Source organism: Dietzia sp. NPDC055877 (genome assembly GCF_053615975.1).
The window spans coordinates 238,204-253,060 of the sequence record NZ_JBSHCV010000001.1 but is presented as its reverse complement, the minus strand read 5'-3'; the positions used below and the strand labels follow the sequence as shown (position 1 = coordinate 253,060).

Sequence of the window (14,857 nt, the reverse complement as noted above, 5' to 3'; positions counted from 1 at the left end):
CGCCACCGGGGGTCGCCCGGACGGGTCGGACCTGCTCGCAGGAGGATAGATGATGTCGCGAAGTGATCAGAAGGACCGCAGCGCTGACGGGGATCACGACGATTCCGCGCGGCGCGGCTGGGCCCGTCGTCACCCTGTCTGGACGACTCTGATCCTCCTCGTCGTCGTCGTCCTGGTCATCCCGGCGGTGATCGTGGGGGTGGCCTACTCCCGCACCGACGTGCCGCGCCCCGGCAGCGTCGCCACCAACCAGATCTCCGAGATCTACGAGAGCGACGGCACCACGCTCATCGGCCGCATCGTGCCGCCGGAGGGCAATCGCACGCTCGTCAACATCGACATGATCCCCGTGCACGTGCGCAACGCGGTGATCGCCGCCGAGGACCGCAGCTTCTACACCAACGAGGGCTACGACCCCACCGGCATCGGCCGTGCGGTGATCGGGCAGGTCACCGGTGAGTCCACCGCGGGCGGTGGCTCCACCATCACTCAGCAGTACGTCAAGAACACGATGGTCGGCGACGAGGTCACCTACGAGCGCAAGGCCAAAGAGATCATCATCGCGGCCAAGATGACGCAGGAGTGGTCGAAGGACCAGATCCTCGAGGCCTACCTCAACACCATCTACTTCGGCCGCGGCGCCTACGGCATCGCCGCCGCGTCGAACGCCTACTTCAACAAGCCCGTCGAGAACCTCACCGTTGAGGAGGGTGCGCTGCTTGCCGGCGTCATCCAGTCGCCGTCCGCGTTGGACCCGCTCAACAACGCCGCCGCCTCGGAGGGGCGCTGGAACTACGTCATGGACGGCATGCGCGACATGGGCGCCATCGACGCGCAGCAGCGCGCCAACGCCGTGTTCCCGCAGGTCGTGGAGGACCCGCAGGCCATCGAGCAGAACGTCGGCGACCCGAGCAACGGCCCGATCCGTCGGCAGGTCCTGGCCGAGCTGGCGATGGCCGGTATCGACGAGCAGATGCTCAACACCCGCGGTCTGAAGATCGTCACCACGATCGATCGTCAAACGCAGGAGTCCGTCCTCGACGGGGTCCGCAACAACATGCAGGGCGAGAACGCGGACACCCGCACCGCCGTGGTCTCGGTCAACCCCCGCACCGGCGGCGTGATCGGCTACTACGGCGGCGATGAGGCCGAGGGCTGGGACTACGCCAACGCCCCGCTCCAGACCGGCTCGGTCTTCAAGATCTTCGGCGTGGCCGCCGCCCTCGAGCAGGGCATCGGTCTGGGGACCACGGTGTCCTCGGCACCCGTCACCACCGGCAACGTCACCGTCACCAACGTGGGCGGCCAGTCCTGTGGTTCGTGCTCGGTGGCGCAGGCCCTCAAGATGTCGCTCAACACCTCGTTCATCCGCCTCCAGCGGATGCTCGACAACGGCGCCAACGACACCCGCGAGATCGCGCACCGCGCCGGTGTCGCCAAGCAGATCCCCGGCCTCGAGTGGGAGACGCTGACCGAGCAGGGCAGCGACCCGTACGACGGCATCATCCTGGGCCAGTACCCGATCCGCGTGCGCGACATGGCCAACGCGCTGGCCACCTTCGCCGACGAGGGCGTCTACCGGCCGGCCCACTTCATCGAGCGGGTCGAGACCGCCGAGGGCGAGGTCCTGCTCGACAACTCCTCGCCGGAGGGCGAGGAGGTCATCGACGCCGACGTGGCCAACAACCTGACCTCCGCGATGGCGCCGATCGCTGCCTACTCCAACGGTCACACGCTGGCCGGCGGTCGGCCCTCCGCCGCCAAGTCCGGAACCACACAGCTCGGGGACACTGGCTACAACAAGGACGCCTGGTTCGTCGGCTACACCCCCTCCATCGCCACGGCGGTCTGGGTGGGTACGGACGACAACAAGCCGCTGTTCAACGCCTACGGCGGGACCATGTACGGCTCCGGGCTGCCCGCCGACATCTGGAAGTCCGTGATGGACGGCGCGCTGTCGGGCAGCGACTGGGAGCAGTTCCCCACACCCGGCATGATCGGCGGCCAGGCGGGCGCACCCTCCTGGGAGTCCTCGGGCTCCAGCTCGGCCGGTGGCGGCGGCGGGGCCACGGCCACCCAGACCCAGCCCGCGCCCGTCGTCCCGGACGAGCCCACCCCGCAGCCGCCCGCGCCCGCGGCGCCCCCGCTGACGATCCAGGTCCCGGGACTTCCCGAGATCGTGATCCCCGGCGCCGGTGGCGGTCAGCCGGCCCCGGCGCAGCCCGGAACCGCCCCGGATCCGGGCGGCGCCGGGGCGGGCACCGGCGGTGACACCGGTGGCGGAGGCAACGCTGGTGGTGGCGGGACCGGCGGAGGCGGCGGTGCCGGCGGCGAGGCCTGACGCCCGCGCCGTGGACTAGAGTGTGGCCGTGCTGAGCAACGGTCGCCTCTCTCCGCTGCCGCTCGACGAGGACCTCCGTTCGCTGTCCCCGCAGGAGCGCGTCCGCCCCGGCGACGGCCCGGCGGCCACCGTTCTCGACGCGTGGGGCGGGCCGGTCGGCAGGCATGCCGCGGTCGGCCGCCAGCGCTTCTGGACGCCGCTGCGCGTGGTCATGCTCTTCGCCGTGATCTTCCTGGCGTTCGGTTTCTTCTCGAAGGCCGCCTGTCTGGAGACCTCCCACCCCACCGACGGGTCGCAGCCCGGACTCATGTGGGACGGACGCCAGTACTACAAGGCCTGCTACGCCGACCCGCTGCCGCTGTACTCCGCCGAGGGCCTGAGCGCGGGGGCGTTCCCTTACAAGTACACGTGGACGACCGATGCCGGCGAGGTCCGCTTCATGGAGTACCCCGTGATCTCGGGGCTGTTCCAGTACGTCACCGCGCAAGGCGCGCAGGCGTGGCAGGCGGTCTTCCCCGGTGGGCCCATCGAGGTGGTGAAGTACTTCGTCCTGGGCGCGGTGCTGCTGGCCATCATGTGGATGGTCGCCGTGTGGGCGACCTATCGGTCGGCCGGGCGCCGACCCTGGGACACGCTGCTCATGGCGGCCAGCCCGCTCGTGATCTTCCAGGCGTTCACCAACTACGACGTCATGGCCGTCGCACTGGCCTCCGTCGCCTTGCTGCTGTGGGCACGCCGCCGCCCCGTCTGGGCCGGCGTCGTGCTGGGACTGGGCGTGGCGGCCAAGCTGTATCCGCTCTTCCTGTTCGGTGCCCTGCTCGTGGTGGCGATCCGGCGACGACGTTTCGTCGAACTCGCGAAGGCGCTCGCCGCCGCGGTGGTCGCCTGGCTGGCGGTCAACCTGCCGATCCTGATCCCGTTCCCGCAGGGCTGGCGAGAGTTCTTCCGCCTCAACTCGGACCGGCCCGCGAACCCTGAGAGCATTTACGCCGTGGTCCAGGGGCTCACCGGCTGGGCGGGCTTCGACGCGGGCCGCGCCGCCGGCGAGGCGCCCGCGACTCTGAACACCGTCTCGCTGGTGCTGTTCGCGCTCGGCTGCGTCGCGGTACTCGCGATCGGACTGACCGCGGCCACCACGCCGCGCGTCGCGCAGCTGGCGTTCCTCATCGTGGCGATCTTCCTGCTCACCAACAAGGTGTGGAGCCCGCAGTACTCGCTGTGGTTGATCCCGCTGGCGGTGCTCGCCGTGCCGCGCGTGAAGCTGTTGCTGCCGTGGATGGCGTTCGACGCCCTGCTGTGGGTCGCCCACATGTCGTACTTCCACGGGGTGGCCAACCGGGGGATCGATCCCGAGCTGTTCCACGTGCTCGTCCTGGTGCGCGGCCTGCTCGTGGTGGCGGTCTGCGCGGTGGTGATCACCGAGATCTACCGCCCGGACCTCGACGTGGTCCGGCGGAGCCACCGGGACGACCCGGACGGGACGGATCCGCTCGCCGGAGTGCTCGCGGACCCGACCGATCGCCCCGTCGCGACACCACCCGGGGTCGGCTCCGATCCGGCCGCCCCGATCACCCCCGGGCAGAAGCCCCAGAAGGAGAACGCCGACCGATGACCACAAGCGAAATGATCTGGATGTTCTCCTTCATCCTCATCGGGTTCATCTGCATGGTCACCGCTGCCGGCGGTTACCGGGCGGGCTGGCGACAGCGGGTGTGGATCGGCTGGACGGTCGCCGCGTTCCTGTTCCTCACCGTGATCCCGGTGACGCAGGCACTGACCATGGCCATCTAGCCTCCCGGGCGCCCACCCGCACCCACGTCCGCGCTGCCAGCGGTAACGGGATTTCGCCGCTCGGTACCGCACGGGGTAGCCTTGAACGGTTGCTGACGCAACGACCCTCCTGCCACGGAGACACCGTGGCCGAATCTGTAGTCCACAGGAGGTGATGAGGTCCCGTGCGTCAATACGAAGTAATGGTCATCCTCGATCCGAGTCTCGACGAGCGCACCGTGGCGCCGTCGCTGGATACGTTCCTGAACGTGATCCGGCAAGAGGGCGGTTCGGTCGACAAGGTCGATGTCTGGGGCAAGCGCCGCTTCGCCTACGAGATCAACAAGCAGTCCGAGGGCATCTACGCCGTCGTGCAGCTCAAGTCCAGCCCGGACGCGGTCAAGGAGCTCGACCGTCAGCTCGGTCTGAACGAGAACGTGCTCCGCACCAAGGTGCTGCGCGCCGACAAGTGAGTCTGACTGTCCGACCGGCCCGGTAATCTGGGCGCGGTCGGTCGGCCTCGACCACCATCCACCTCAGGACTTCACACGCAGGTCTTCTACACGGAGGAGAAGCGCATGGCACAGGGCGATACCCCGATCACGGTCGTAGGAAACATCGTCGCGGACCCCGAGCTGCGGTTCACGCCGTCGGGTGCTGCGGTCGCGAACTTCCGGATCGCCTCGACGCCGCGTCGTTTCAATTCGCAGACCAACCAGTGGGAGGACGGCGAAGGCCTGTTCCTTACCTGCAACGTCTGGCGGCAGGCTGCGGAGAACGTCGCGGAGTCGCTGCAGAAGGGCATGCGCGTCATCGTCAACGGCCGGCTCCGGCAGCGGTCGTACGAGACGCGTGAGGGCGAGAAGCGCACCGTCTATGAGGTTGAGGTCGACGAGGTCGGTCCGTCGCTGAAGTACGCCACCGCCAAGGTGACCCGCACCCCCCGCGAAGGCGGCCAGGGTGGCGGTTTCCAGGGTGGGGGCGGCCAGGGTGGCGGCTTCCAGGGCGGAGGCCAGCCGCAGGGTGGTTTCGGTGGAGGCCAGTCACAGGGCGGCTATGGCGGAGGCCAGGGACGTCCGCAGAACGACGACCCGTGGGGCAGCGCCCCGCAGGCCGGCGGATCCGGTGGCTTCGGCGGCATGGAAGACGAGCCCCCGTTTTAGATCGGGTCGATTCCCAGGGGCACTTCCCGCCCCACCCCACAAGCATGAGACATGACCTCGCGACAACCCGGCCCGGGTCGGATCGTCGGAGGGAAGAAAGGTAGACGGATCGTGAAGCTGATCCTCACCGCCGACGTCGACAAGCTCGGTGCTCCGGGCGACATCGTCGAGGTCAAGGGCGGATACGGTCGTAACTTCCTGCTCCCGCGCGGGCTGGCCATCGTGGCCACCCCGGGCGCCGAGCGCCAGATCGAGTCCATCAAGCGGGCCCAAGAGGCCCGTGAGGTGCGCGACTCGGACCACGCCAACGAGCTCAAGCAGAAGCTCGAGTCGCTGGCCGACGTCAAGGTCGCTGTCAAGACCTCCGACACCGGCAAGCTGTTCGGCTCGGTCACCGCGGGCGATGTCGCCTCGGCCGTGAAGGCCGCCGGTGGCCCCACGCTCGACAAGCGCTCGGTGCACATGCCCAAGGAGCACATCAAGTCGACCGGCGCGCACAGCGTCGTCGTCGACCTGGGTCACGAGACCACCGCGCGCGTCGCGGTGGAGGTCGTCCCCGCCTGATCGATCTGACCAGGCCCGAGGGCCCCGGCCGTCACCACGACGGCCGGGGCCCTCGCACTTCGGCAGGCACGCAAGGGCTGTGGACGCCCTGTGGATAACTCGGTAGGAAAGCTACGGTTTTGTCGGCTGGACGATTGCCCGGGTTCATCTTTCGTTATCCATTGTGTCCCCAATCGTGACGTGGTATCGGAAGTAATCCACCGGACGCTCTACCTGCGGCGATACCGGTGACCTGCAGGTTTATACCAACTGACCTGCGATTTCCACTGGTTATCCACAGCAGAGCCCAGATCGCTCCTGCATAACTCACGCCCATCCACAGTTCTCCACAACCCCGCACTCGCGATTGTGGAAAAGCCTGTGGATAACCCAGGGGGATGTGAGCCGGGCGTGTCGTAGCGGTGCCCTACAGTGGAGGAGTCGCGAGGGCGCGCCGGTGTCCCGGGCGGCAGCGGCGGTACGGCCACGCACGGCGTCAACATCAGCACTACAGCGGAGAGGAGCGGTCATGGCGCAGGGGGGATACGACGATCCCGGCGATATGCCACCGCCTCCCGAGGACGGCGGCGGTGGCGGAGAGTTCGGGCGGACCCCGCCGCAGGACCTGACCGCCGAACAGTCGGTGCTCGGCGGCATGCTGCTGAGTAAGGACGCCATCGCTGATGTGGTGGAGGAGATCCAGCCGAACGACTTCTACAAGCCGGCGCACCAGGCGATCTACGACGTGATCCTGGACCTCTACGCGCGGGGCGAGCCCGCGGACGCGGTGACGGTGGCCGCGGAGCTGGAGCGCCGCGGCGATCTGCGGCGGGCCGGCGGGGCGCCCTATCTCCATACCCTCATCTCGACTGTGCCCACGGCGGCCAACGCCGGCTACTACGCCCAGATCGTCTCGGAGAAGGCGGTGCTGCGCAGACTCGTCGACGCCGGCACGCGGATCGTGCAGTACGGCTATTCCGGCTCCGAGGGCGCCGACGTGGCCGAGGTGGTGGACCGGGCGCAGGCCGAGATCTTCGACGTGACGGAGCGCCGGACCACCGAGGACTTCGTGGTCATCGAAGAGCTGCTGCAGCCGACGATGGACGAGATCGACGCGATCCACACCGCCGGCGGGCTGAGCAAGGGTGTGCCCACCGGCTTCGCGGACCTCGACTCCATCACCAACGGTCTGCACGGCGGACAGATGATCATCATCGCCGCGCGACCCGGCGTCGGTAAGGCCCTCGCTCTCGACACGGTCCTACCCACGCCGGACGGCGAGACCACGATGGGCGAGGTCGCGGTGGGCGATCGGGTTCTGGGGGTCGACGGCACGCCGACCGAGGTCACCGGCGCGACCGAGGTGTGGCAGGACCGCCCCTGCTTCACAGTGCGTTTCAGCGACGGCGCGGAGATCGTGGCCGATGCCGAGCACGAGTGGCGTATCGAGATGGGCGGCACCGAACAGGTGGTCACCACCAAGTCGCTCGACACCCTGATGCTGGTGTGCGACTTCGGGATCGTCATCCCCGAGCATCCCGACTCGGGCCGCAGCACCCGCGTCATCACCGATGTACGTAGCGCGGAGAGTGTTCCGGTCCGGTGCATCGAGGTGGCGGCGGCAGATCACCTGTACCTCGCCGGCCCCACCGGGATCCCCACGCACAATTCGACCATCGGGCTGGACATCATGCGGTCGTGTTCCATCAAGAACGGGCTGGCCTCGGTCATGTTCTCGCTGGAGATGAGCAAGACCGAGATCGTCATGCGTCTCATGAGCGCCGAGGCCCGCGTGAAGTTGTCCGACATGAAGTCGGGCACCATGAGCGACGAGGACTGGACCCGGATGGCGCGGCGGATGGGCGAGATCTCCGAGGCGCCGCTGTACATCGACGACTCGCCCAACCTCACCATGATGGAGATCCGCGCCAAGGCCCGGCGGCTCAAGCAGAAGCACGACCTGCGGCTGATCGTGGTGGACTACCTACAGCTGATGTCCTCGGGCAAGAAGGTCGAATCGCGGCAGCAGGAGGTCTCCGAGTTCTCGCGTCAGCTCAAGCTGCTTGCCAAGGAGATCGACGTGCCCTTGATCGCCATCTCCCAGCTGAACCGTGGCCCCGAGCAGCGTACGGACAAGCGGCCCCAGGTCTCCGATCTGCGTGAGTCCGGCTCGCTGGAGCAGGACGCCGACATCGTCATGCTGCTGCACCGCCCGGACTCCACCGAGCGCGACGACCCGCGGGCCGGTGAGGCCGACCTGATTCTGGGTAAGCACCGTGGTGGTCCCACGTCCACGATCACGGTGGCGCACCAGTTGCACTACTCGAGGTTCGTGGATATGGCGCGAGGGTTGTAGCTGCTGTCGGTTGCCAAACAGTGTGTCAGTTTGCCAAACCCGTGTCAGTAGCGTGCCACTAATTTGTCAGTGGCGGCTGCGGGTCAGAGTGAATCTCCTGCCAGCAGGCCCCAGGCCCGCCACCTCGAATACTGACAGGCGATTCACTGAGCCAGAGGTCGCGCCGTCGGCCCCATTCGGGGAGGGGGAACTGGTAGGAGTTTGTTAGGCACAGTTGCTGAACTCGCCATGCGAGTCCGTCGTCGGCGGGCATGGGGAGCGCCCGTGCTGACATCGGACGATTTTCGAGGACGTCAGCACCCCCAGACTCGCTGCAGTCTCCTTGTGTAGCCGAGTCAGTCAGCCGTCCCCGACCCCGGCTGTGACGAGACCGATCTTCTCATTAGGGTCCAGCGCTCGGCGAGGAACGAGGAGGCAGGTGACCAGGCCCAGCAACGCCACCGCTACGAATGCGCCCGAGATCCCGGCGAACGAGACACCAGCTGTCAGGAGCAGGCCCCCCGCGAGCGGGCCGGTCACCGCGCCGAGACGCCCGACACCGGTGCTGATGCCGAGCGCCGAGGCACGCACACGCGCGGGATAGTAGGTTGCCACGTAGCCGAACAGCACGATCTGGGTGCCGATCGAACCCGCTCCGGCGAGCAGGACCACCAGGTACATGATGCCGAGCGACGGTGTCATCGCCATGCCCGTGATCGCCAGGGCCGCCACCAGGAAGTACGCCCCGGAAACCAGTCGATTGCCGTACCTGTCGGCCAGCACCGCACCGGCGAGCCCGCCGATGATCGCGCCGACGTTGAGCAGAACCTGGAACGTCAACGCGGAACCGAGGCTGTATCCCGCACCGCGCATGAGTTCCGGGAGCCAGGTGTTGAGACCGAACACCAGGAGGAAACCGGCGAAGTTCGCGATCGCGAACAGGATCAGGGCCCACCGCAGCCTGGTGGCCCCGGCGAGCTCGCGCACTGGTCCTCGGGCCGGCTTGTCTCCGGCGATCGCTGGCCCCGGTGCGGACGGAGCCGTCTCCGGGATCACCTTGATGGCAAAGGGGACCACCAGGATGAGCGCGCTCGCTCCGAGCGCCCAGAGCCCGCGGAAGCCGAGGACGTCACCCCAGAGCAGAGTGAGTACGGCGGCCAACACACCACCCACCGGGAGACCGGACAGCATCAGGGCGTTGAGCAGGTTCTTCTCATGAGGCCTGGCCACCTCGACCACCAGAGCGATGGCCACCGGGGCGACACCACCGAAGCCGAGACCGGCGATGAAGCGGAACAGCCCCAGCAACTCCGGGGTCGGCGCAAGAGCCACTGCGAGCATCGCCGTCGAATACCAGACCAGACAGCCGATGAAGAGCTTTCGGCGACCGAATCGATCGGTCAGCGTCCCCGCCAGGATCGCGCCGAAGAACATCCCCAACAGGGCGTAGCTTCCGATCGCGCCGGCCTCCGCCCTGGTGAGCGCCCAGGGCTCGTACTCCAGCAGGGAGGGGATCGTCGAGCCGTACACGATCAGGTCGTAGCCGTCGAAGACGATGGCGGCAAAACAGACGGCGACCACGAGATATCGGCGTGCGCCCTGCACCGGTGGCGATTGACTGGACATGGGGACTCCTCACGAGGGTGGGATGGCATCGGTGAGGCCGGGGCGTCACCGCTCACGATGATCAAACGGCGAAACCCTTGCATTGTCAACACTCATGTTGATATTTTGACTCTCATGTCAGTCATCCCTGCCGCCCAGCCCACACGGCCCGATCCCGATCCCGGGCTGTCGCCGTATCCCGAACAATTCGTCGCCGACTACCGCGACCGCGGTCTCTGGCGCGGCTTGTCGTTGCCCCAGGAGATCCTCGACGCCGCCGACCGCCACGCAGACCGGCTCGCATTGGTCACCCCGGAGGTGCGGTGGAGCTACGCCGAACTCGCAGAGCGCGCCCGGAACTTCGGTGCGGGGCTGCTGGCGACCACCGATCTCGAACCCGGCGAGGCGGTGATGTTCCAGATGGGCAACGTCGCCGAGACACTCGTCGCCTACTTCGGCACACTCGTCGCCGGACTGCGTCCCGTGTGCACCCTGGCCCAACACGGCTCGCGCGAGATCGGCTCGCTGGCCGAGCACGTCGGCGCGCGCGCCACGATCGTGCAGGCGGACCACGGTCGGGGCGAGACCCTGAAAGTCGCCCGCGACCTGCACTCCGCAGGCACCCTCTCGACGGTGATCGTTGCGCGTGGTGAGGCGATCGGCGACGGCCCGACCCTCGAGCAACTCGTCGAGAACGGCTCCCGATCCCTGGCGCCCGAGCCCGTGCATCCCGAGCAGATCGCGGTGTTCCAACTCTCCGGCGGCACGACCGGTCTGCCCAAGGTCGCTCCCAGGCAGCACGAGGAATACGTCTACAACTCACGCGCGTGGGCCGAGGCGCTGGATTGGGGGCCCGACACCCGCATCCTGTACCCGCTGCCGGTCATGCACAACGCGGGGATCGCTCTTGCCGTGCAACCCGCCCTTCTCAGCGGAGCCACGCTCATCCTGGCACCGTCGGCGTCGGTGCCCGAGCTCCTCGACCTCATCGGGTCGGAGCGTCCCACATCGATGCCCCTGGTACCGCCGGCATTGGCCGTCCGCATGTTGGAGGAGCCCCGTAGCCGACAGACCGACCTGAGCAGCATCGAGCAGTTCCTCGTCGGCGGCCAGGCCTTGCCGACCGGAGTGTCCGAGCGCCTGCGAGACGAGCTCGGCATCGCGGTTCGACAGATGTTCGGGATGGCCGAGGGGATGTTCCTGCTGACTCCCGGCGATGCCACCGAGGACGTCCGCCATCACACCGTCGGAGCTCCGATCTCACCTGCCGACGAGGTCCGCATCACCGAGGTCGGCAGTGACGACCCCGCTCCCGTCGGGGAGATCGGCGAGTTCTGCGCCCGAGGCCCCTACACGATCCGCGGCTACTACCGGGCCGAGCAACACAACCAGTCCGCCTTCAGCCCGGACGGCTTCTACCGGTCCGGCGACCTCGCCCGAGCCCACGACGTCGACGGGGTCCTCATGTACTCGATCGAGGGCCGGATCAAGGATGTGATCAACCGCGGGGTGGAGAAGATCCACGCCGAAGAGGTCGAGGAGGTGATCCTGCGTCACCCCGACGTCGTCAACGCCGCGCTGGTCGCGATGCCCGATCCCGTCCTCGGCGAACGAGGATGCGCCTACCTGATCATCGAACCCGGTGCCGCCGAACCGACGGTCGCCTCGCTCGGGGAGTTCCTCCTGGGCCATGGGCTCGCGAAGTACAAGCTTCCCGAGCGGGTCGAGATCGTTCCCGAGTTCCCCCTGTCCAACGTGGGGAAGGTTTCCAAGAAGCACCTGCGCGAGCGGATCGCCGCCGCACTCCGCGATGACAGCCCCACCTCGGGCGCCCGGTAGGAAGGATCAAGACGATGACCGACAAGACAGTGGCGATCATCGGCGGCGGGCCCGCCGGTCTGGCCGCGGCACGATTGATCAAGCTGCGCTCACCCGAGGCGACCGTGACGGTGTATGAGCGCGCCGAGTCGAGCACCGGCACCTTCGGCTTTGGGGTCGGGCTGACCGAAGCCACGATGCGCAACGTCGCGTCCGCCGACCCGGAGATGGCAGAGCAGATGCGCCAGGCCAGCTACGCCGGCCACAACCTGGTGTTGCGCTCCGGCGCCCGCGAGGTCCATCTTCACGGCGCGCGGAACCTCGCGATCGGACGAGCGACCCTGCTCGAGGTGCTCACCCGGCTCACCGACGAGGTGGGGGTCGACCTGAGAATGGGCACCAAGGTGGACATCTCCGAGCTGACGGCGGACGTGATCGTGGCTGCCGACGGCGCTCGTAGTGCCACGCGGGAGGGACTGCAGGAGGAGCTGGGCGTCACGGTCGACTACGGCTCACTCCACTACATGTGGTGCGGTGCGGACTTCGCCGTGGAGAACGCCAACTTCGCGTGGCGCTCGAACGGGGACGATCTCTTTGTCGCTCACGCCTATCCGTACGCCGAGGACCGCAGCACGTTTCTCATCGAGGCGGACGAGACCACCTGGGCCAGTGCCGGCCTCGCCGAGAACGACCGTGCGGTGCAGCCCGGCGAGTCGGACTGGCGCAGTCTCGAACTCGTGGAGACGATGTTCGCCGACGAGCTCCGCGGCCGCCCCCTCCTGGCCAACCGGACCCGATGGTCCCGCTTCCCGACCGTGTCCCTGCAACGCTGGTCGGCGGGGAACGTGGTGCTGCTCGGCGACGCCGCCCACACCGCGCACTACACCATCGGCTCGGGTACGAAGCTGGCCCTGGAGGACGCCATCGCACTGGCCGACGCACTCGCCGAGCACGACGAGGTCGGTGAAGCCTTCGCCGCCTACGAGACCCGTCGCCGCCCCGGGGTGGACAGGTTCAAGCATCTCGCCGCACGATCACAGGCCTGGTGGACCTCCTTCCGCGAACGCATGACGAACACCCCCGAAGAGATCGCGCTGTCATACATGACCCGCGCCGGAAACATCGGCGTCTCGGACTACGCGCGGGAGTACCCGGACAACGCACGGGTGGCTCTCGAGCATCTCGGCGACGCCCCCGTGGGCGATCTCGACATGCTCGACGACTGGGTGCTCTCCCGACCACTTGCCGCCGGAGCCCTTGCGGCCCCGTCCAGGACCCTGTCCGATGCCGACCTCCCGGCACAGGGAGTACGACGGCTGCAGTGGTCCGACACGGCCGGAGGGGAACAGGCCACGAGGGAGTTGTGCTCGTGCCCAGAGGAGGTCGTCGTACTGGGAGGTGACGACGACCCCCGCGCTGTGGGAGCCCGTATCGATACCGCTGAGCGGGTCCGGTGGAAGGGGCGCCACACGGTGGTGGTCGAGGTACCGACCGCATTGCGCTCGGAAGCCGCCGCCGCGGTGGCCACCGGCCGCGCGGATGCTGTGATCCTCACGCAGTGAGGTCCGCCTCTTGCCCCTGCCCGGTCCGGGGCTGACCTCCCGGTGCGCGGGACCGGGCCGTTGCTCCGCCGAGAGTAGGGTGATCGGCATGTCAACGGGGGAAAAGACAGGCAAGACGACGAACTGGCGACGCCGGGAACTGATCGTCGGCGAGGTGCTCGACACCGCGACCGAACTGTTCGCGGTCAAGGGATACGAGGCGACCAGCCTGCAGGACATCGCCGATGCCGTCGGGGTCTCCCGGCCGGCGCTGTATCACTACCTCAGCAGCAAAGAGGACCTCCTGGTGATGCTGGTGGAGGGCGTCTCGCAGAGCCTGGCGGAGGTGCTCGGCGAGCTCCGCGAACGTCCCGATCTGACCCCGTCGGAGAAGATCTCCATGGTCACGGACCAGCTGGTCCGCCAACGGGTCCAGCATCCGGGCCGCTTCCGGATCCTCGATCGTTCGGAGACCGTCCTGCCCGAGCCCGCCCGCACTGATCACGCCGAGGCCAAGCGGCGCGTCCTGCGCGAGGTGGTGACGATCATCGAGGAAGGTGTCCGCGCCGGCCAGTTCGCCCCGACGGACTCGCGCACCACGGCACTGAGCGTGATCGGAATGTGTAACTGGGTGGCGTGGTGGGTGCGGCCCGAAGACGCCGTGAGAATGGAGTCGATCGCATCGACGATCGACACGCTCGTCACGCGGATGCTGTCCCTTCCGGCACAGGACGCCGCCGACGGCGCCCCGGGTCTGATCAAAGAGATCCGTGATCGGCTCGACCGACTCGAGCCATTGCTCTAAACACGCCACGTAGCTCCACCCGACCGACGGCACCCTCTTGCGGGGTGCCGTCGGTCGTTCTGCTGGCGGTCGGCGCTGTACGCCCACTCGTCAGTCTTGGACGCGAGTGTTGACTTTTCTACGTCAATGTCGAACACTGGGGGTGTACCCGCTCGCACCCGGAGGATCAGCGTGACCCAGAAACCCAAACGCATCGGACTGGTCGTCCCCAGCTCGAACGTCACCGTCGAGACGGAGATGCCCCGCATCCTGGCCCGCCACCCGGACGAGGAGTTCACGTTCCATTCGAGCCGTATGCGGATGACGACGGTCTCCCCCGAGCAACTGCGGGCGATGAACGCCCAGCGGGAACGCTGCGTGATCGAGCTCGGCGACGCCGGTGTCGATGCGATCCTCTACGCATGCCTGGTCGCCATCATGTCGACCGGCCCCGGCGCACACCGTGATACCGAGCTCTCGATAGCCGAGCAGCTCGCCGCGGGAGGCTCCGAGGCCCAGGCGCTCTCGAGTGCCGGCGCACTGGTCGACACACTGACCGCCATGGGTGCGACGAGGATCGCCGTGGTCACCCCCTACCTGCGGCCGCTGGCGGAGCAGGTGATCGCCTACCTCGAGAACGAAGGCCTGGAGGTCACCGACTGGCGCGCCCTCGAGGTCGCCGACAACGCCGAGGTGGGCTGCATCCCGGGCGAGAAGGTGATGGAGGCGGCGCGCAGCCTGGATCTCAGCGGAGTCGACGTCCTCGTGCTCTCGGCGTGCGTCCAGATGCCCTCACTCGACCTCGTGCAGGCGGCCGAGGACGAGTTCGGCGTCCCCGTCATCACCGCCGCCACCGCCGGAGCGTTCCAGCTCCTGAGAGCAGTCGGCGCGCGCGTCGACATCCCCGGCGCCGGTTCGCTCCTGCGTGCCGACGCCACTGCCGAGACCACCCACTGA

The 14,857-nt window shown here is 67.9% G+C and carries 12 protein-coding genes; 11 read left to right on the top strand and 1 reads right to left on the bottom strand.

Annotated elements, in window-relative coordinates; all coding sequences use genetic code 11:
- The first annotated feature begins 52 nt into the window (after positions 1 to 52).
- The 7 genes from ACWGLC_RS01190 (at position 53) to dnaB (ending at position 8,173) form a co-directional block, all read left to right on the top strand.
- Positions 53 to 2,341 carry a transglycosylase domain-containing protein gene (locus ACWGLC_RS01190; RefSeq protein WP_452098365.1) on the top strand — a complete coding sequence of 763 codons (2,289 nt, stop codon included), beginning with the start codon at positions 53 to 55 and terminating at the stop codon, positions 2,339 to 2,341.
- A 22-nt stretch (positions 2,342 to 2,363) separates the two neighbouring features.
- A complete protein-coding gene (locus tag ACWGLC_RS01185; RefSeq protein WP_452098200.1) occupies positions 2,364 to 3,953 on the top strand; it encodes a glycosyltransferase family 87 protein in 1,590 nt (529 codons plus the stop codon).
- Complete coding sequence (locus ACWGLC_RS01180) at positions 3,950 to 4,132, top strand: hypothetical protein (RefSeq protein ID WP_452098199.1); 183 nt, start codon at positions 3,950 to 3,952, stop codon at positions 4,130 to 4,132. The genes ACWGLC_RS01185 and ACWGLC_RS01180 overlap by 4 nt, the downstream gene beginning before the upstream one ends.
- Before the next feature lie 164 nt (positions 4,133 to 4,296).
- The gene (gene rpsF, locus ACWGLC_RS01175) at positions 4,297 to 4,584 is read left to right on the top strand and encodes a 30S ribosomal protein S6 (protein WP_230929773.1); all 288 of its coding nucleotides are present in this window, start codon (positions 4,297 to 4,299) and stop codon (positions 4,582 to 4,584) included.
- Between the two features lie 105 nt (positions 4,585 to 4,689).
- On the top strand, positions 4,690 to 5,274 hold the full coding sequence (locus tag ACWGLC_RS01170) for a single-stranded DNA-binding protein (RefSeq protein WP_295648304.1): 585 nt from the start codon (positions 4,690 to 4,692) through the stop codon (positions 5,272 to 5,274).
- A gap of 111 nt (positions 5,275 to 5,385) precedes the next feature.
- Entirely contained in the window at positions 5,386 to 5,838 is a 453-nt protein-coding gene (gene rplI / locus ACWGLC_RS01165; protein WP_344994456.1) for a 50S ribosomal protein L9, read from the top strand.
- Between the two features lie 508 nt (positions 5,839 to 6,346).
- Positions 6,347 to 8,173 carry a replicative DNA helicase gene (dnaB, locus tag ACWGLC_RS01160; RefSeq protein ID WP_452098198.1) on the top strand — a complete coding sequence of 609 codons (1,827 nt, stop codon included), beginning with the start codon at positions 6,347 to 6,349 and terminating at the stop codon, positions 8,171 to 8,173.
- Between the two features lie 339 nt (positions 8,174 to 8,512).
- Here the strand turns inward: dnaB and ACWGLC_RS01155 are convergent, their stop codons facing one another.
- On the bottom strand, positions 8,513 to 9,778 hold the full coding sequence (locus ACWGLC_RS01155) for an MFS transporter (protein ID WP_452098197.1): 1,266 nt from the start codon (positions 9,776 to 9,778) through the stop codon (positions 8,513 to 8,515).
- 114 nt (positions 9,779 to 9,892) lie between these two features.
- Between ACWGLC_RS01155 and ACWGLC_RS01150 the strand changes: the two genes are divergently transcribed.
- The 4 genes from ACWGLC_RS01150 (at position 9,893) to ACWGLC_RS01135 (ending at position 14,857) form a co-directional block, all read left to right on the top strand.
- The gene (locus ACWGLC_RS01150) at positions 9,893 to 11,596 is read left to right on the top strand and encodes a (2,3-dihydroxybenzoyl)adenylate synthase (protein WP_182631108.1); all 1,704 of its coding nucleotides are present in this window, start codon (positions 9,893 to 9,895) and stop codon (positions 11,594 to 11,596) included.
- A gap of 14 nt (positions 11,597 to 11,610) precedes the next feature.
- Positions 11,611 to 13,137: an FAD-dependent monooxygenase gene (locus ACWGLC_RS01145; RefSeq protein WP_452098196.1), complete on the top strand. Its 1,527-nt coding sequence runs from the start codon at positions 11,611 to 11,613 to the stop codon at positions 13,135 to 13,137.
- 88 nt (positions 13,138 to 13,225) lie between these two features.
- The gene (locus ACWGLC_RS01140) at positions 13,226 to 13,921 is read left to right on the top strand and encodes a TetR/AcrR family transcriptional regulator (RefSeq protein WP_452098195.1); all 696 of its coding nucleotides are present in this window, start codon (positions 13,226 to 13,228) and stop codon (positions 13,919 to 13,921) included.
- 171 nt (positions 13,922 to 14,092) lie between these two features.
- Positions 14,093 to 14,857 carry a maleate cis-trans isomerase family protein gene (locus tag ACWGLC_RS01135; RefSeq protein ID WP_452098194.1) on the top strand — a complete coding sequence of 255 codons (765 nt, stop codon included), beginning with the start codon at positions 14,093 to 14,095 and terminating at the stop codon, positions 14,855 to 14,857.